This window comes from Gemmatimonadaceae bacterium, assembly GCA_036003045.1.
Taxonomy (GTDB): Bacteria; Gemmatimonadota; Gemmatimonadetes; order Gemmatimonadales; family Gemmatimonadaceae; genus JAQBQB01.
The window spans coordinates 34,951-53,205 of record DASYSS010000007.1; the positions used below are offsets into that span (position 1 = coordinate 34,951).

Consider the following 18,255-nt stretch of genomic DNA (forward strand, 5'->3'; position numbering starts at 1 on the left):
GCTGACAGCCCTAGCTGATCAGTGCACGATCAAGTCCGCCGTCACATCGGCGAGCGTGGCACAGCCGGCGAGCGCCATCGACAGATCGATCTCGGCGCGAATGCGCTGAAGGACTGCGCGCACACCGTCTTCGCCGTCGAGTGTGAGACCCCAGAGAATGGGCCGGCCGATCATGACGGCGCGCGCGCCGAGTGCGAGGGCGCGAAGCACGTCGGTGCCGCGCCGTGCTCCGCCGTCGACGAGGACCTCGCACGATCCACGACGCGCAACCGCTTCGACGACCGCGGGAAGCATCGTGATGCCCGCAGGCACGCCGTCGAGTTGGCGTCCGCCGTGGTTCGAGACGATGATGCCGGCGGCACCATGATCGACGGCGAGCGCCGCATCGTCAGCCGCGAGAATTCCTTTCACGATGACGGGCATCGGCGAGATGGAGCGCAGCCACTCGACGTCCTTCCACGTGAGCGCGGGATCCCACTGTGCATGGATGTATTGGGCGAGCGACGATCCCGGGCCGCTGCCCTGGTGATGCATCGCCGTATGCGACTCCGGGAAATTCGCCAGCTTGAGATGCCCGGGCATTCGCAGATTGTTGCGACGGTCTCGCTCGCGCGGACCGGCCAGCGGCGTGTCCACGGTGAGGCAGAGCGCCGAATAGCCGGCGGCCGCGGCGCGCTCGACGAGACTTCGCGTGATGCCTTTGTCCTTGTAGACGTAGAGCTGAAACCAGCGCGCACCGCTTCCCGATGCTTCGGCGATCGCCTCGAGGCTGCAGTTCGAGACCGTGCTCGCGCAGAAGATCGTTTGCTCGGCGGCCGCGGCACGTGCGGTCGCCGTCTCCGCTTCGGCGTGACAGAGTCCTTGGAACCCCATCGGCGGGACGACGACGGGCATCGCGATCGGGGTGCCGAGGACGGTCGTCGACATCGAACGATCGGCGACGCCGCGCAGCATTCGGGGAAGGAGACGAAAACGCGACCATGCGGCGCGGTTCTCGACGAGCGTCCATTCATCGGCCGCGCCGCCGGCGATGTAATCGAACAGCATCGGGTCGAGACGTTCGCGCGCTCGCGCCTCGAGCTCGTCGAGATTGAGGACTTCCAGCATCGATTCTCCGCTAGAGGCTGTCTAAGTTTCGATCCGTTCGCGCCGTGTGTCCACCCACCCGGACTACGTTCCAGATCGATGCTCGACGTCGTTACGCAGTGGGTCGCGCACTACGGGTTCGTGATCGTCGCGGCGTTTCTCTTTTTGGAGAGCGCCGGTGTGCCGGCTCCGGGTGAAACGGCACTGGTCACGGCGGCGGCGCTCGCGGGACGCGGAACTCTCTCGATTTTCGCGGTGATCGTCGCGGGCTGCGTCGGCACGGTCGCCGGCGGCCACGCCGGCTACTGGCTCGGCTCCCGAGAGGGGCGGGCACTCATCGAGCGCTACGGCAAATGGGTGAGGCTCACGCCGGACCGTATGGCGCGCACCGAAGAGGTGTTCGCGCGTCACGGCGGCAAGACGATCTTTCTCGGCCGATTCGTCGCGTTCATGCGCAGTTTCGCCGGCATCTTCGCCGGGATCGTCGGCATGCCGCTGCGCACGTTCGCGATCTACAACGCGGCCGGCGGCATCGTATGGGTCGTCACGTTCAGCGCGCTCGGGTTCGTATTCGGCCGCAATCTGCCGCGACTGGTCCGCTATGTGGGCCGCGCGAGCCTGATCATCGCGATTCTCGTCGCGCTGGTCGTCGGCGTGATCTACGCGTGGCGCTGGTTCGAGCGAAACCGCACCAAGGTCGTCGCCTCGATGGACGAGTCGTACGCCCGCGTGACGACCACGCCGCGAATGAGCCACTGGCGGCAGACGCATCCACGCGCCTGGCGCTACATGTCCGGAAACTTCGCGAAGGGCGAGTACCTCGCGATCCATCTGCTCGTCGGGTTCCTCGTGAGCCTCACCGTGATCGGCCTGTTCGCGACGATCACGGAGGGTCTGGTCGACACGTCGCCGCTCACGCGCTTCGACGTGACCGTCGCCGGGCGTCTCGAGCAATCGGCGGCGGCGTCGCTGCTGCGTCTATTCCGCGTACTGAGCACGCTCGGCGGACGCGGCGCTATGACGCTCTTCCTGATCGCCGGTGGGCTCTACTACGCGATGAAGCGAAAGGGGCTCGAGCTCACCGGTTGGTGCGCGGCGTTCATCGGCGGTTCGATTCTCGACGCATCGCTGCGCTTCGTCGTCCGGCGATCCGAGCTTCCCTTCGCCGACGTCGTGCTCATCGACTGGGGCACGGGACTGGTGAGCCGCAAAGCGCTTGGAGTTCTCGTCGGATACGGAATGGTCGGATATCTGCTGGCTTCCCACGCGCGCGGAGCGTTGCTGCGCACGGCCATATCCGTGCTGGCGATCGCGATGATCGTCGCGATTACGGTGAGCCGACTGTTTCTGGGACAGCAGTACATCAGCGATACGACTGCCGGGTTGGCGGCGGGACTGGTGTGGTTGGTGACCTGCGTGACCGGAGTGGAGATCGCGCGGCAGAGGAAATGGGGGCGGTAGATCGGAATGTTGGGTCCCGTCGTGCCGGTCGCGGATCTCGGACAGCCACGCGAGCCTAGCTGTGAGCAGCAGCTTACAGCTGCAGCTTTGAGCTAAGAAAAACGACGGCGCTCAAAGGCGCCGTCGCAGTTTGTGCTCGCAGCTCATACTCGCAGCTGCTGCTCGAGGCTAGGCTCGCCGTCCATTTCGCGATGCCCGCTTCAGCGAGACCTCAACGAACGTCTCTAATGCCGACCCGGCGCCCCAACCTCGTCTTCGCCGAGCATCGGCGGTGAAGCGAAATCGATCTTGGCTTCGCGGAGCCACCGCTCGAGAAGATTCGCGAGTGTGTTCTGCTCATCGCGGCTGAGTCGGCGGAGCGCGGTCATCAGCTGGGTCTGGATCGTCGTCGGGGCGTCCTCGAGCAGCGCGCGACCCGCTGGCGTCACGGCGATCTCGATCCGTCGACGATCGGCGGACGACGACGCGCGCGATACGAACCCGCGCTCGACGAGTCGCCGAACCACCACGGACACCGAGCTCTGGTGTGTCGCGGTTCGCTCGGCCAACTCGTTGAGGGAATCCGCCGGCCGCTCTGTCAGCTGCTGTAACACGAAGAGCTGAGCGAGACTGATTCCCATCTTCAACTCGATCGCGCGTGTGTTCACTCGGAACGCGCGAACGATGCTTCGTACGGCGTTCATCGAACGATCGACAGGTCGATCGTGATTCAACGCGGCTGCGCTAGGCGTCGGATTGGCACCCATGATGGAGAACATGCTGTCCAGCCCGCGCTTCTACAAGGGGGCCATTCGGGTTGATTTCCGGTCTCGGTCAATTTGTCGCCAGCTTCGACTTCTCGCCCTTGAGCTTGGCGTCGTACCAGGCAAGCACTCGGCGCCACATGTCGAGGAAGTCGTCCGCGGTCGCGGTTCCGGCCCCATGGCCGCCGTTCATGTAGTTCACCCAGACGACTTCTTTCCCGAGTCGCCGCAGCGCGTAGTACATCTCGCGCGTGTTGTCGGCCGGTACGTTCGAATCCTGCGCGCCGGTGACGAGCATGAGCGGCGTCGTGATTCGATCGGCGAATAGCACGGCGGAGTGCTGCTCGTACTTCTGCGGTTGCTGCCACATCGTCGCACCGATGCGGTCTTGCGTCTTCTCGGCGGCGTTCACGTTGCGTACGCCGAGTCGCGGGCTGTCGGTATAGAAGCTGATCAGATCAACCTTGCCGGAGATGTTCACGGCCGCCTTGAATCGGTTCGTCTGCGTGACGAGAAGATTCGTCGCATAGCCGCCGTAGCTCGTGCCCTGAACGGCCATCTTCGAGGAGTCGGTGATGCCCAGCTCGATCAGCTTGTTCGCCGCCGCGGTGACGCCTTTGAGCCACGCCTCGCCGGGGAACCCGATGTCGAAGTCCACCGACGGCTGCACGACGACATAACCGTGCCCCGCCAGCAGCGCGAGCTGCGAGTTGAACGTGTCGTCGAAGAAATCTTCGTAGACGTTGAAGATCGTCGGGTACGGTTTTCCCTTCTGATAATCGGGCGGTAAGTAGACGACCGCGTATTTCTGGTGGCCGTCGGCATCGAGGAAGGGAACGAGGTCGGTGGCACCGAGCCGCTTCGACTGAAGCTGCGGATTGCTTTCGACCAAGCGGCGCGGCGCCGAGAGCGTTTCGTCGGCGACGTAGACGTCGGCCGGGTGGTTGCCGCTGGCGATCGACAGCACCACGGTCTTGCCGTCCTTCGAGAGACGGATACCGGAATAGGTGCGTCCATCGCGCACGAGCGTGGCGAGCTGTTTGGTCGCCCTGTCGTAGCGTAGCACCGCGCGCTCCCATTTCGTGCGCGACGCCGACGTGAGGTACAGGTGTTGGCCGTCGCTCGTCCACGCGGCGAAGCTGACGCGCGGCGACGTCGACGATGAATCGTCCGTCGCGACCACCTGGTCGCGTGCCGAGGTCGCGGCGTCGACGAGCCAGAGGCCTTCGCGGTTCGAGACGAGCACCGCGTCGCCCTTGGGGCTGAAGCGAACGACCGAGAATCGTTCCTTGGCCGCGCGTTCGCGCCCCGCCTTCGTCGTGTCGGGAGGCGTACTATCACCGGGCTTTCGCTCGGCTGGGCCGGCGACCTGCTTCGCGTCCTTGTCGTCGATCGAACCCACGTAGACGCGCCCGTCCTTGGAGTACGCGTAGTGGCGGCCGTCCTCGGCCCACTGGATCTGCATGCCTTTCGTCGTCGCGAAGACGACGCGCTCCGCGCCGCCGGCGGTCGTACGAGTGCGCAGCGAGCGTTCGCTGTTGAAGCTGTCGTAATCCGTCTTCTTCTGGATGTCGACGTCGTAGGCGATCGCGGCATCGTCTTTGGCGAACACGTACTGCCCGATCATCGTCTCGGGCACGACCTCGTGCATCTCGTTCGTCTTCAAGTCGAATGTGACGATGCTTCGCACGCTGCCCATGCGCCGGACGTCGTCCCAGGCGAGGAACGGGTCGAGGCTCGACTGCACGAACACCGGACCTACCGTCATGTTGGTGAACGTGTCGCGCGCCTTCTTGCGCCATTCCGTCGTGTGCACGGTGAACACGAGCGCCTTGCCGTCTGCCGACCACTCCAAGTCGCTGTTCTCGGCGACGTACCTGCCGGCCGGAAGATGCACGGTGACTACCCGATCCCCTTTGCGGTCCCACACGGCGGGTTCGTAGACGTCGCCGTTGAAGATCAGCATCGCGAGGCGATCGCCGTCGGGTGACCAGCGCGGCAAACGGACAGCCCGCTTGTCGGCGAAGACCGGATGTTCCGCGCCAGACTTCGTGTCGATGACGACGAGTCGCACGGGAACCGGATGCACGTAGGTCGGGTCGCCGTCGTGACGGTAGTCTTGTCCGTATGCGTCGCGCCGGACGGATTTGGTCAGCGCGAGCCAACGCCCATCGTCGCTCAAGTCGCCCACCGATGCGCTCACGACCTCGAGAGCGTCGTTCATCGTGAACGCGGCGCTCGACGCGGGCGCCGACGCCGCGGCCTTTGTCGCCGATCCGGAGGCGTTCTGTGCGACGATCGCGAGGCGGGGAGCCACGACGAGCGCGGCGGCGAACAGCAGAGAAACACCGGGGCTGGAACGCATGGCAAATCCGTGAACGGGTGCCGTGCAATGTGCGTGGCCGCCGCGGCCGTCGCCAGCGTCGCGACCCGCGTCGGCCGGCCGACCTGCCGCGCTAGCGGACGACGATCTCGCGCTTGGTTGTCGTGATCCCGCGGTCTGTCTGAGCGGTGACGGCAAGCTCATACGTGCCGGACCGCAAGCGCGAGAGGTCGACGCGGACGCCGCGCGCCGCAACGCCGTCGTGCTGCTCGGGAACCTCGTCCCACTGCAGGCGAAGGCCGGTGGTCGGATCGGCGAGGTGCGCGTGTTCGATCGCACGGCGCAGCCAGCTCACACCCACTTGCTGCACACTCACCGTGTAATGCACCGGTTCGCCCCGTTCGCGAAGCCCGTACGCTTCCCAGTACACGCCGACCGCGCGCGCCAACGGAATCTCCGTGCTCGCCAGCGCGTTGTCGCGCGCCGTCACGAAGTCGGCATTGGCCGACGCGTCGGCCTTGTACAGCAGCAAGTCGGACAGCGCGACGGCGCGACCGTCCAGTGCCGTGAAGCCCTCACGACGTCGGGCGGCGCGGCGGTCGTGATCGGCGAGGAGCTCGAGACTCACGACGCCGGAGTCGGCCCGGGCGACGCACACGAGGCGTCCCGTCGCGGCCGCCGAGTCCTGTTTCGTCACGGCCATCGGCGAGCCGTCGCCGGCAACGACCAGCGACGCGAGCAGCGGCCGGCCGATCAACGTCGTATCGCGGCGCGCATCCCAGGCGGCGACGATGAGTGTGGAATCACCCCGCCGGAAGCGAGCGATCTGGCTCGGCAAGTCGTGCATCGAGCGGGCGTACGCCGGCGCGTAGCCGGTGCGCGCGAGGCGGTTGTCGAGCGTCCAATCTTCGCTCGTGATTTCAGCTTCGTGGTCGACCGCGTGTTCACTCGGGATGAAGTCATACGGCATTCCGGCGTCGTGCCCGGTGATCGACATGCGAGTCTCGAGCATCATGCTCGGGAACCCGCGCGAGTACCATTGCGGCCAGCCGTACCGCATGACGAGGTGCTTTACATCGTCGCCCCAGGCCTCGCCGTCAGCCGTCGCCGAATGCTCGGCGATCTTCGCCCGCGCGTAACGCGTGAGATGCTCGGTGAGCAGATCGGTCGTGCTCACCGAATAGAGGGGTGCGCCGAGCGTCAGGATTTGCCGTGCGAGCGAATCACGCGCTTCGCACGGCATGTGGTCGAACCGGTCGGCGAGCGGCCCGTCGAGCAGATCGGTGATGTCGAGCCAACGGCATCGCTCGGGCAGCTCCATGGCCGCGAGCGCGACTCCGAAGGCCGAGTCCGCGACGACGTATCGCTTGTCGGCGTGTGCGGCGAACCCGGCGAGCGCGGCGCACCACGCCCGCCCGGCGCTGCATCTGGTGGTGGCGAATCGGATTGCGTCATCGGTGCGGTGCGCGTCGACGAAATAGCGAACCAACTGGCCGGCGATCCACGAGTCGCCGGAGAGTCGGCCGGAAGCGCTGTCGAGCTGCGTGATGAGCGCATCGCGACGCGACTTGATCTCGGGCGGATCCTCGGGCGGAGGCGCTTCGTCCGCGTCATCTCCGCGCCAATAGCAGTAGCGGCCGACACGCACGTCGCACGGCCCGCCGCCGTCGCCGCCGCGAACGGGGAAACGGCTTCGCCGGAATGACTCGAACGAGCGCTGCGCCGACTCCGCCGAGCGCCGAAGATGCACGGAGTCGGCGCGCGATACGGACGCCAACTCCACCGGCCCCTGATAGGCCCCGGCGTGCGCGAAGAGCGAGCCGGCGAGCAACGCGTGAGTCAGCATCGCCGGTCCGCTCCGCGCTGTTGCTTGGCTACGGCTCTCCGAGCGCCAGGAACGGTCCCGCGGTCGCCGAGACGCCGATGTCGTCCACGACCACCGTACCCGCGACGAGTCGGTCGAACACGAGTCGCACCGAGCGTAGCCGAGCCGGATCGAACTGCGGCGACGCCTGCGCGAATTCGGCGAGCGGGAGCACGTACGTTTGCAGCACCATCTCGTACTGTGTTGGAAAGCGCTGCTGCTCTTGGTCGTGCCGCCGCAGGATGTGGATCTCCAGCGGTCTCCGCGGCACGCCGAAATGGCTGAGCAGCAGCCGCGCGACGTGTCCGGACGCGTCGGTCATTTCGACGGTGAGATCGACCGGCGTCGAATCCTTTCCCGCTTTCGGCTCGGGCTTCTTCGGCGGCGGCTTCTTCTCGTCTTTCTTGGTACTGTCGGCCTTTTTGGTCGTGTCGCGCGCCGGTGCGCGGGGACCCGGTTTGGCGTCCGTCGGCGCGAGCGAGAGATACACTGCCGCCTCGCGCCCGAGGTGCAGACTGCCGACGAGCGAGTCGCTCAGCGTGATCGTGTACGACGCCGGCTTGCCGAGCTTTGTGGTGTCGTCGCCGCGGATGTGGTTGTTCCAACCGAGCGTCACCGCGTTGGTGTTGATCGGATCGTTCTGCCCACTGCGCAGATTGATCGGGGCCTCCTTCCATGTTGCAAGACTGTCGCCCGAAAGGGAAACCCCCGGCACGGATCCGGTCGTCACGTCGACGTCTTCATCAAAAGTTGCCAGCGACTTGAACCCTGACTCTTCGAAGCGGGTGATGTACATGGTCTTCGGGAGCCAGGCGCCGATGAGACGGTGGTCGCGGAACATCGGCAAGTACTCGGACTTGCCGTGCAGCGTGGCCTCGAGGAATCCGCCGATCACGACCTTGCTGAACTGCCTCTGCTCTTCGGGCGTGATGAGCCCGCGCAAATCCAGGAACCGTCCGCTGCGCGGCCCGTTGTCCTTGTTGCCCCAGACGGTGTTCCACTGCCCGTGGTTCGCTCGGTAGACGTACCACGCCGCCTTGAACCAGGGCTTGCCGTCGGTGAACTGAATCCGCTGAAAGGCCCGCAGACCGTTGAACGACGACACGTCGCCGTCGTGCGAGCCGTGGATCACCATGTAGTTCACGTTCTTGATCGGCGTGTACACGCCGGCCGGCTTGTATTGCCCGTCCACGGGCGCGATCGCAAACACCGACTTGATGTCGAAGTTGAAGTTGAACTTGACGTTGGCGTCATCCGGGTAATGACTCAGTCTATTGAACGCCGCGGCGATCCCGACCGCCTCGCCGCCGCGCGAGTGGCCCATGATCCCGATGTTGTGCATGTCGACCTTGTGCGAGAACGGGCCGGCCGAGCTGTCGTTCCAACGCTTCCAGTCCTCGAGGTGCTTGAGGAGGAGCCACGCGCGCCCATCGCTCTCGCCGCGAAGGTTCCCATTAATGAAATTCTCATCGACGCTCGCGAGGATGAAACCGCGCGACGCGAGCAGCTCGCCCAGGTAGCCGTAGCCCGGGTCGGAGTAGTCGAGCATGTCGTGGTTGCCGTGGACGATCAGCACGAGCGGGAAGGGGCCGTTGCCCTCCGGATACCACACGCGCGCGTTGATCGGCACCTTGCTGAACCCGAAGCCCCAGTCTTTTTCGCGGGCTTTCGCATTGTCGGGCTCCGTCGACACGAAGGGCGACACGTCGACGGTTTTCGTCTTGATCGTCACGGAATCGCGGTATTCGGCTCGGCGCTTGTCGGTGCCGCTGCCGTAGTAGAGCGTCTTCACCGCGAACGCCCCCTTTTCGCCCGGGTTCGGCGCGCCGATGAGCTGATGCGAGAGGACGGTCGGCGAATCGTCCTTCGAGAGTTGGAGCGCCTGCGTGCAGCCGGTGACGAGGAGACCGAGAGCGATGCCGGCGGTGCGCGCGCGAATGGTGAGCATCAGCGAATCCTCAATCCAAGACGATTGCCAATCCGGCCGCCGGTAAAGGTCTCGAGCGCGTAGTCGATCGACAGGCGGTCCATCGTGAGGCCGGCGCCGGCGGTGAGGGCCTCTTCGCCGATCAGCGGACGACGCGCGCCGGCCCGCAGCGCGATGTTGTAGCCGCTCAGCCAACTGTAGTTGACCTCGAGACCGCCGGCGGGAACCAAGGTGTTGCTGCGCACCCAGGACACCGCGGCGGTTCCAAACAGATCGAACTCACCGACAGGCCCGCCGCGAGAAACGCCAAGTGTCGCCTGGCGGGGAAGCTCGGCCTCGAGCGGGCCGGGCAAATCGGCGTCCTGCCCGAGATTCTGCACCGCCACGCCCACGGTGTAGGCCCCAAAGACCACCTTCGAAGCTCCGACGTCGACGAGGCCGCGCTGCAGCCGCGAGATTCCCAGATCCTGCTCGGCGTATTTCCCGGCGATGCCGAAGCGAACACCCTTATATGCCTGCGCGATTCCCACGGTCGCTTCGAGCGACGAGGACAAGGCCGTCTGCTCGAATGGCGTCGGCGTGACGGGCGCCGAGATGAAGCCGCCGTCGCTGCTCTGCGTGCGGACACCAATCCCGATGCCTCCGCCATTGAATCTCGTCACTGCCGAGAGAGCGGCCCCGCTCGAGCCGGGGGCGTATCGCTCTCCCGACATACTGAACCCATTGGCGATGACCAGCTGCGCCGGGTTGAAGAAGATCACCTCGTCGTCGCGACTGGTGATGCCAACGTCGCCGAGTGCCAACGTGCGCGGACCTGACGGCAGCACGAGAACGCTCGGCAAGATCGGCCGTGGCTGCGCGGCGAGCGCCAGCCACGGCGTCAGGAAGACTGCGAGGCCAGGGACTGCGCAGCGGAGATTCATGTCGTTGGGGGGGGGCTGCGAGGAGTGATTGAGTCTCAGTTGTCGCCCGGCAACGTCTTCAGAAAATCGGCGAGGTACGATCCCCACACGGCGGGCAGCGAATGCGTTCCGTGCCCGCGCGTCTGGTCGGTGATCGGCAGCAACACGAACTTCCCGTTCTTCACGCGGTGAATGAGCGTATCTACGATCCCCAGCTCCGGGGGATTCACGTAGTCGTCCGCTGAATTGATCGCCAACACTCGTGCAGAGATCTTTTCCAGACGTGGAGACGGGTCGTAATCGCGCGACGCGTTGAACGCGTAAACCACATCATTTGCGTCGTGCGTCTTCACGTTCTGGTCGAGGTACGCGCGGATCACCGAGTCCGCCTTGTCGCGCGTCGGCGCCTGGCGGTGCTGCACCTTGGGCGCGGACGACATGATGTACAGCATGCCCATCGCCTGCCGAAGGCCGGGCGGCTGCGCCGTGTAGTCGCCGCCGTGGTAGCCCGGATCCTTGGTGATGAAGTCCATGATCATCCTACGCATCATTCGGTTCCTTCCGGCGATCGGGGCGGGCACGCAGGCCAGCGGCACCAACCCGTCCGCGAAGTCCGGATAGCGTTCGCCCCACACCCACGAGTGCATGCACCCCATCGACGTGCCCATCACCAGTCGGAGATGGTTCACGCCCAGGCCCTTCGTCAGCAACTGGTGTTGCGCGTCGACCATGTCATCGTACGTGTACTTCGGGAACCTCGCGTGCATCCCGTCGCTTGGTTTGCTCGAGCCGCCGTGGCCGATGCCGTCGGGCAACACCACGAAGTAGTTGCTGGTATCGAGCAGTTGGCCGGGCCCGAACAGCACGCCGCCGTACGTCTGGCTCATGAATCCGCTCCCCGACCCGGTCGTGCCGTGGAGTATCAGGACCGCGTTTCGTACCATTCCCGAAGCGTCGCGACGCGGCTTGCCGAGCGCGATGTAATGGATTCGTAGGTCGGCGAGCGACTCGCCGCTCGCGAACTTGAAGTTGTGAATCGTGTAGTCCTGGCCCGCGGGAGTCCCACCCCGCTGTGCATGGGCGGGTACCACGGCCAGATTCGAGAGGGCGGCAAACGCAATCAATCGGCGGATGACGGACGGCATGGCCTCACCTGGATGGATTCTCGTGGTGCGACGATAGCCACACAGCCGCCGATTCGACAGTCCAAACAGCCGGATCGTTGGCTAACCTTCCTTGACCGTTCGCGTGCCGTTCCACCCCGCCTCCGTCAGCACCGCGCCATCCACAGGATCAAGCCCATCTCGATCGTCGCCGCGATGATCCCGAACACCAACGCTGCCCGGAATCCTTTGCTGAGATGCATGTCGTCGCTTGTTCGTGGCTTGAGACGGCGTGGATGGTGGGGACCGCCGGCGTTCGCTTTCGTCGCGGCCCTCGCGATCGCGGCGTGCAGTGAACCTACGACATCGGTGCGCCGTTTTCCCATCCTCGACGACAACGGCACGAGCGACTGGGCGTCCGTGACGGTCGGCGGCGACCACACGTGCGCGCTCAAGATCGACGGCAGTGCGTACTGCTGGGGGAGCAATCAGTACGGCCAGCTCGGGGTCAGCCGCACGGACACGACCTGCGGCGCGGGCAACGCGCGCTTCCCGTGCGCGACGACGCCGCAACTCGTCCAAGCGGGTCTCCAGTTCGCGTCCATCAGCGCCGGTCAACGCCACACCTGCGCGATCACTCGCACGCGCGAGGCGTACTGCTGGGGCTCAAACTCTGACGGCCAGGTTTCCGACTTCGGGCCGGGTGGGCCGGCGCTCACCAAGGTGCAGAGCGCTCTGCCGTGGACGCAGATCACAGCGGGCTTCAGCCACACCTGTGCGGTGCGCTCCGACGGCCTGCTCGTTTGCTGGGGCTCGAACGACCGCGGCCAACTGGGGAACGGAAGTCTGCTGTCGGGGACGACGCGCGCGCTGATCACGGCGCCGGTCGCGTCGGCGAGCGCGGGCCAGTCGCGCACCTGCGCGCGCACGACGGTCGGAGTCGTGTACTGCTGGGGCGCGGTCTGGACGGAGCGTAGCGGGGCGCTCGAGCTCTCGCGGACGCAACTGACGCCGCAGCTCGTGCCTGGCGCGCCCGCCCTCGCGTGGCTGACCGTCGGTTCGTTCACGACCTGCGGCGCGGACGTCTCGGGTTTCGCCTATTGCTGGGAGGCGAATCCGCGCGGCGAGTTGGGAAATGGCACGCAGAACGGAAGCATCGTCCCGGCCCGGGTACTGAGCGATCAGGCGTTTGTGCAGCTCAGCGCCGGGATCGTGCAGACCTGCGGCATCGACATCGAAGGGACGGGCTACTGCTGGGGCGACGATTCCTTCGGTGAAATCGGCGTCCTGCCGTCGGTGCTCGTCGAGCGATGCGGCGGACAAATCCTTCCATGTTCGACGAAACCCGTGTCGGTCATCGGGCGGCGGAAATTCGTGGAGATCAGCACGGGATTCGGCAGCCACACCTGTGGCGTCACGACCCGTGGCAACCTCTACTGTTGGGGGCTGGGCCTGTCCGGGCAACGCGGCGACGGGTCGGAGTTCTCGGCCGTGGCCTCACCCGTTCTCGTCGTCGAACCCGCCCGCATCGCGCCGAGCCAGTAGACGGGTGGACGAGCGGCTCGAATGTGTCGGCGGTCACGCGGGATGACAATATCGCCCGCCGCGAGCCGATACTGAGATTACATTGTCGGTCGCGGCTCGGGCGTCCCTCCCATCACGACCCGGCGCGGCTCGCGCTTGTAGTTCCTTCCTTCGCCGTCACGCTTCGCCCTCTCCAATCGATGAACCTCGACCGTCGGTTTATTCAGCGCGCCATTCTCGCGTTCACCACTGGATTGTTCCTCGCCTGCGCCGCGCGCGTGTCGGAGTCGAGCGCCGCGACGATCCCCTCCGTCAGCTCGAGCGCGATCGTCCGCTAGCTGCCCCGATTCGATTTCCAGAGCCGATAGCCGCCGGCGAACGCGTTGGCGTTGGCGCCGCGCTTGACGCCCTTCGGCAGTCGCTTCATGTGCCGGACGTTTCCGCCTCCCAGCACCACATAGTCGGCGAGAAAGGCGGCTGAAAGCAGCTCGACGACCTCGAGGACGTGGCGCCGCCATCGGTGCTTGCCCAGTCGTCGAAAGCCCGCTTCACCAATCCAGTCCTCGTACGTCTTTCCGCGATGGTAGGGCAGATGCCCGACCTCGAGCGGAATCACGACGCCGTCGTGGATCAGCGCCGTGCCGAGTCCAGTGCCGAGTCCCAGAAACAGCATTGTTCGGCCCTCGTAGCTGCCGAGGGCTTGCATGACCGCGTCGTTCACCACGCGAACGGGTTTGCCGAACGCGCGGTGAAAATCGAATGAGACCCAGCCGGGGCCGAGATTCCAAGGGTCCTCGATCGGCTTGCCGTCGTGCACCGGTCCGGGATAGCCGATCGAGACGCGATCGTACCTCCAATCGCTCGTCGCAAGGCGAACGGCGCGCACCATCTCGCGCGGCGTCAGCGTGGGACCGGACGGGATCTTGATCGGCGTGCGGTGGCCGGACGCGAGCACCTTGACGTTCGTGCCGCCGACGTCGACCACCAGAGTCTTCATCGCCGAGCGATCACGGAGCGGCAGGGAGCCCCTTTCGCGCGCGGACCGCATCGACGAATCGCTTGGCATCCGCTTCGTTGAACGAGTCCGACACCTTCTGGTGGTTCATGCTCGTCCCGTTGAACAGCTCGCGATCGCCGCCGTCGGTCCACTTCACGCGGATCTTTCCGGCGTCGTAGCGGATGTCCCGAATCTCCGAGAGCGGGAACACCGCGTGCGTTCCGATCGCGCCGGCGACCGACGACTTCACGATCTGGCTGATCATTCCCCCGACGCCGCTCGTGTCGCCGGAGCGCGACTCGTCGAGGCCATTCTTGATCTTGGCGACCGTTTTCGGCGAGAGACCGGCGAAAATCTTGTCGCCCTGTAGAACGACGTCGACCGAGCTGTCGGCGTTGTACAGGCGCATGTCACCCGGGCCGAGGCTGTCCGGCGGCGCCTGCGCTTCGACCCGCACGTGTGTGTTGTGACTCGAGATTCGCCGCCTGACCCAGCCGACGACGAGCCAGATGGCGAGCACGACGAGGCCTACTCGAATCAGGCCTCCGATGACACGGCGAGAGTTCATGGCGACAACCTGTAATAATGAGCTTGAAGATCCTATCGCGGTCCCGACACGATCGGCAACTCGATGAAGCTTACGTGTCCGGGTTCGTGGAAGATTCGGTGTTCAGCCTTCTTGTAGTCGCTCGCTTTCGCCCAAAAGATGTTCGGCACGAACGTCTGCGGGTTGCGGTCGTAGAGCGGAAACCAGCTCGACTGAATCTGCACCATGATGCGGTGCCCCGGCAGAAACACGTGGTTCGCCGTCGGCAGCGCGAACGCGTACTCGAGCGGCGTGTTCGACGCGATCGGTTTCGGGGCGTCGAACCCTTCGCGATAGCGTCCTCGAAAGATGTCCATCGCCACCGCGAGTTGATAGCCGCCCAGCTTTGCGTCGCCACCGACCTCGTCCGGATACACATCGATCAGCTTGACCACCCAATCCGCGTCGCTGCCGGTCGTCGACGACACGAGGCGCACCATCGGTTGACCGCTGATCTTCACGGGCTCCGCGAGGACTGCGGTCTCGTACGACAAGACGTCGGTTCGCCCCGACGCTTCGCGCTGGTCGTCGACCAGCCAGCAGGGCCACGTCGCGCATGTGTCGTAGCCCGTGGGCTTGATCGGCCGTGCGCGGAACGGCACCGGCTTCGCCGGATCAGAGATGTATGAATCGAACCCGGCCGCCGTCGGCGCGGCGAAGCCGGCCGAGAAATTCGCGCCCAGGTACAACGGCGTCTTGGTGATCGTGCAGCCGGCCGCGCATCCGCTTGGCCACGCGCTCAAGCGCTCCCACTTGTTCGTACCGGTCTCGTAGGCGTTCACCGCCGCGACGTCCATCGGCGGATGCCCGTCCTTGAGATAGTGCGCGAGAAATGGCGCGAGAATGTTCTTCTGGAATTCCTTCGAGGTGTTGGCGTCGAAATCGAGCGCGCCGAGGCTGCTGCCGTTCTCGATTTCCTGCCCGTGATGCCACGGTCCCATGGTGAGGAACACCATGTTGTTGTTCGTGTCCTTCGGTTTGATCGCCTTGTACACCGCGATCGCGCCGTAGATGTCCTCTTGGTCCCAGAGGCTGTGCACGAGCATCGTCGGGATTTTGAGCGGCTGCGCGGCGAGGATCTTATCCATCGCCTGCAGTTGCCACCACGAGTCGTAGCTCGGATGCTGGAGAATCTTGTTCCAGAATCCGACCTGCTCGAGCCCGTGGAGCTTTCCGAGCTCGCCCGCCGAGCCGGACTTCAGGTAAACGTCGTAGTCGTCGTAGTGGTCGGTCCACCACTTCGCCGAGTTGTCGCGCATCGCTTCCTGCTCGAGGATGTACGGCATGTTCTGCTGGCGAAACGCGCCGTTGTGGAACCAGTCGTCGCCCATCCAGCCGTCGACCATCGGATTCATCGGCACGGAGACCTTGAGCGCCGGGTGCGGATTGACGAGTCCCATGAGCGGCTCGAATCCGTCGTACGAGATTCCGAGCTCGCCGACGTTGCCGTTGGTCTCGGGAACGTTCTTCACGAGCCAGTCGATCGTGTCGTACGTGTCGGTGGCCTCGTCGACCTTCGTCGGGTTGAGCGGACCGACGAGGGGCCGATTCATGACGTAGTCGCCCTCGGACCCGTACTTCCCGCGCACGTCCTGCACGACGCGGATGTAGCCGCCCGGAACGATCACGTCGAGCGCGTTGTCGTAGCCGTTCAGCTCGGGGCCGAGGTGCGCACTCTGCGCGTACGACGTCGTGGCCGTGGCGTCATACGGCGTTCGAGTCAACAGAATCGGCGCTCGGCGGGCGTTCTTCGGGACGAGGATGACCGTGTGGAGCTTGGCGCCGTCGCGCATCGGGATCATGACGTCGCGGCGTTGGTAGTCGAACGTCGCAGTCGACGGAGTGAACTTCGACGGCGTTTCGGAGGGGAGCTGAGCGCTCAGCCGGGGCGCGAAGAGCGAAAGGGCGAAGAGGAGGCGAGCAGGTCGCACGGGAGGCTCGAGGTAGTGGCGGGGTTAAGGTCGCGTGAGAGGCGGTGAGGCGAAAGGCGGCGGGTGGGCCGGCCTTTCCGATTACGAAATCCGGCCGATGGCTGGCCATTCTGGTCCCTCGCGCCGCGGTGAGCACGGCCGTGCGCTCGAAATCCGACGTCCGATTTCGGACATCTGACGTCAGTCCCGTCGTGACAGACGGCAAAACGGGCGTGATCGGAATGAAGTGGTGATGCAGGTGAGAGGAATTTCCCTAACGTGTCGCTCTTCAGGAGCGACTGTGGGCGACTTTCGACGCCTCAAAGCATGGCAGAAAGCACATGCATACGGCTTGGCGGTGCACGCCGCATTCAAGAACGTCAGGACATGGGTTTCGCCTGGTCTGCGCTCGCAGATACTCCGCGCCGTCAGTTCGATCGCCGACACTCTCGCCGAGGGCTGCGCCAAACAATCACGCCGAGAGTTGGCCCGCGACGCCGACATGGCCTACTCGTCGTCGAAAGAAGTCGAAAACGACCTCATTCGCGCGCACGCCCTCGGCATGCTCACGCGAGTGACGTTCGAAGACCTATTACTCCAGGGCGACGAGGTATCTCGGCTCTGCTACGGTCTGGCGCGCAAACGTTGAAACGAGCCTCGCCCCTGGCGAGAGCCGGTCTGACATCCGACGTCCGAAAATCAGGCGTCCGACATCCCAAACCACGTGGCCCACGAGGCGATCCAAACGCCACTGGCCGCGCGCCGTTTCGGTGTTTCAAAAAGGCGGTCTGCCGATATCTCTCAGCCGTCCTCTCGCCTCATTGTTCGTCGAATCCCGCCTGATCGCCTCGTTGTACGCCGCCGCCGCTCCCGCCGTATCCGCCTTCATCAACAGAACGTTTCCCCGAAAGACGTACATCCCCGACGAGTTCGGGTAGAACTCCTCGTTGAGCGTTAGCAGCGCCATCGCCTCGTCGAACTTGTTCGCTCGCCCCAGCCGAAACGCCGCGATGTTCAGTTGGGACTCGCCGAAGTCGTAGGCTCCGCTGCCGTAGTAACGCTGCCGCAGCGCGCGGTACGTTTTCACGGCGGAATCGGCGCCACCGCTGGTCCCGGCGGCGATGACGACGGCGGACAACGGCATCGGCTTGCCCACCCCGCGGTGGCACGTCGCGCACGTGACCGGCGGGTCGTCCGGCTGGTGGCCGGGCAGCGTGTCGACGCGTCGGTTCGCTTCCTGCACGAGCAACATCATCTGCCTCGCGACGAGCTTCGTGCGCTTTTCGTCGCTCACGAAGTTGAACTGGGCCAACGGCTGGCCCTCCTCGCCGACGTGGCAAAACGGACAGCGTACGCCGAGGTCCGACGTGAAGTTCCGCATCGTCCCGATGACCTGAATCACCGGCGTCGATTTGGGAATGACCTTGGTGTTGACGAGCGAGTCGGGGGGGAACTTCGCGGGTGTCTGCGCGCGAGAATACGTGGTCGTGAGGGCGAGGAGCGAGATCACTGATACCGAGACACGCATCGTCAGCCTCGTGTACGGAGTGCGCAACGATAGTACGCGCAGGCGGATCGGGGTGTAAGAATGTTGTTCGCAACAAAAAGCGCGCGGCCGTTCACGGCCTGCGCGCCAACCGCCTTTCGGCTGATCACTTGAAATCGGACCTCTGACATCTGACTTCCGAAATCAGACCCGGCGTCACAGAACGAGCCGTCGCCATGCGAGGGCTGGTCTGATATCCGACGTCAGACGTCCGACGTCCGACGTCCCCAACCACGTGGCTCCGTTCCGATACGTACTCAGACTGGCCGAGCTCCAACCTCAC

The 18,255-nt window shown here is 65.1% G+C and carries 15 protein-coding genes; 4 read left to right on the forward strand and 11 right to left on the reverse strand.

Annotated features, from left to right (window positions below; translation table 11 throughout):
• Nucleotides 1–18: 18 nt before the first annotated feature.
• On the reverse strand, nt 19–1,107 hold the full coding sequence (locus VGQ44_00840) for an alpha-hydroxy acid oxidase (protein HEV8445333.1): 1,089 nt from the start codon (nt 1,105–1,107) through the stop codon (nt 19–21).
• A 78-nt stretch (nt 1,108–1,185) separates the two neighbouring features.
• Here VGQ44_00840 and VGQ44_00845 point away from each other — a divergent pair, with 78 nt between their 5' ends.
• Nucleotides 1,186–2,547, forward strand: a complete 1,362-nt coding sequence (locus VGQ44_00845) for a VTT domain-containing protein (GenBank protein HEV8445334.1) — start codon at nt 1,186–1,188, stop codon at nt 2,545–2,547.
• Between the two features lie 224 nt (nt 2,548–2,771).
• Here VGQ44_00845 and VGQ44_00850 read toward each other — a convergent pair whose 3' ends face one another.
• From VGQ44_00850 to VGQ44_00875, 6 genes are all read right to left on the reverse strand, one after another.
• A complete protein-coding gene (locus VGQ44_00850; GenBank protein ID HEV8445335.1) occupies nt 2,772–3,230 on the reverse strand; it encodes a MarR family transcriptional regulator in 459 nt (152 codons plus the stop codon).
• A 130-nt stretch (nt 3,231–3,360) separates the two neighbouring features.
• Nucleotides 3,361–5,655, reverse strand: a complete 2,295-nt coding sequence (locus VGQ44_00855; protein ID HEV8445336.1) for a prolyl oligopeptidase family serine peptidase — start codon at nt 5,653–5,655, stop codon at nt 3,361–3,363.
• Between the two features lie 91 nt (nt 5,656–5,746).
• Nucleotides 5,747–7,459 (reverse strand): hypothetical protein, encoded by a 1,713-nt coding sequence (locus VGQ44_00860; protein ID HEV8445337.1) that lies wholly within the window; start codon nt 7,457–7,459, stop codon nt 5,747–5,749.
• A 28-nt stretch (nt 7,460–7,487) separates the two neighbouring features.
• Nucleotides 7,488–9,425, reverse strand: a complete 1,938-nt coding sequence (locus tag VGQ44_00865; GenBank protein ID HEV8445338.1) for a hypothetical protein — start codon at nt 9,423–9,425, stop codon at nt 7,488–7,490.
• Nucleotides 9,425–10,327, reverse strand: coding sequence for a hypothetical protein (locus VGQ44_00870; GenBank protein HEV8445339.1), 903 nt, complete (start codon nt 10,325–10,327; stop codon nt 9,425–9,427). Before VGQ44_00870 ends, VGQ44_00865 begins: the two co-directional genes overlap by 1 nt.
• Before the next feature lie 35 nt (nt 10,328–10,362).
• Nucleotides 10,363–11,451, reverse strand: coding sequence for an alpha/beta fold hydrolase (locus VGQ44_00875; protein HEV8445340.1), 1,089 nt, complete (start codon nt 11,449–11,451; stop codon nt 10,363–10,365).
• A 327-nt stretch (nt 11,452–11,778) separates the two neighbouring features.
• Here VGQ44_00875 and VGQ44_00880 point away from each other — a divergent pair, with 327 nt between their 5' ends.
• The gene (locus tag VGQ44_00880; GenBank protein ID HEV8445341.1) at nt 11,779–12,954 is read left to right on the forward strand and encodes a hypothetical protein; all 1,176 of its coding nucleotides are present in this window, start codon (nt 11,779–11,781) and stop codon (nt 12,952–12,954) included.
• A 179-nt stretch (nt 12,955–13,133) separates the two neighbouring features.
• A complete protein-coding gene (locus VGQ44_00885) occupies nt 13,134–13,271 on the forward strand; it encodes a hypothetical protein (protein HEV8445342.1) in 138 nt (45 codons plus the stop codon).
• On the opposite strand, the gene VGQ44_00890 is transcribed toward VGQ44_00885, so the two are convergent.
• The 3 genes from VGQ44_00890 to VGQ44_00900 are packed head-to-tail and all read right to left on the reverse strand — an operon-like array spanning nt 13,268 to nt 16,447.
• On the reverse strand, nt 13,268–13,930 hold the full coding sequence (locus VGQ44_00890) for an ROK family protein (GenBank protein ID HEV8445343.1): 663 nt from the start codon (nt 13,928–13,930) through the stop codon (nt 13,268–13,270). The genes VGQ44_00885 and VGQ44_00890 overlap by 4 nt on opposite strands.
• Before the next feature lie 10 nt (nt 13,931–13,940).
• Complete coding sequence (locus tag VGQ44_00895; protein ID HEV8445344.1) at nt 13,941–14,498, reverse strand: hypothetical protein; 558 nt, start codon at nt 14,496–14,498, stop codon at nt 13,941–13,943.
• 32 nt (nt 14,499–14,530) lie between these two features.
• Entirely contained in the window at nt 14,531–16,447 is a 1,917-nt protein-coding gene (locus tag VGQ44_00900) for a CocE/NonD family hydrolase (GenBank protein ID HEV8445345.1), read from the reverse strand.
• A gap of 280 nt (nt 16,448–16,727) precedes the next feature.
• Between VGQ44_00900 and VGQ44_00905 the strand changes: the two genes are divergently transcribed.
• Entirely contained in the window at nt 16,728–17,075 is a 348-nt protein-coding gene (locus tag VGQ44_00905) for a four helix bundle protein (protein ID HEV8445346.1), read from the forward strand.
• Nucleotides 17,076–17,201: 126 nt separating this feature from the next.
• Here VGQ44_00905 and VGQ44_00910 read toward each other — a convergent pair whose 3' ends face one another.
• Nucleotides 17,202–17,954, reverse strand: a complete 753-nt coding sequence (locus tag VGQ44_00910) for a c-type cytochrome (protein ID HEV8445347.1) — start codon at nt 17,952–17,954, stop codon at nt 17,202–17,204.
• Nucleotides 17,955–18,255 lie beyond the last annotated feature (301 nt).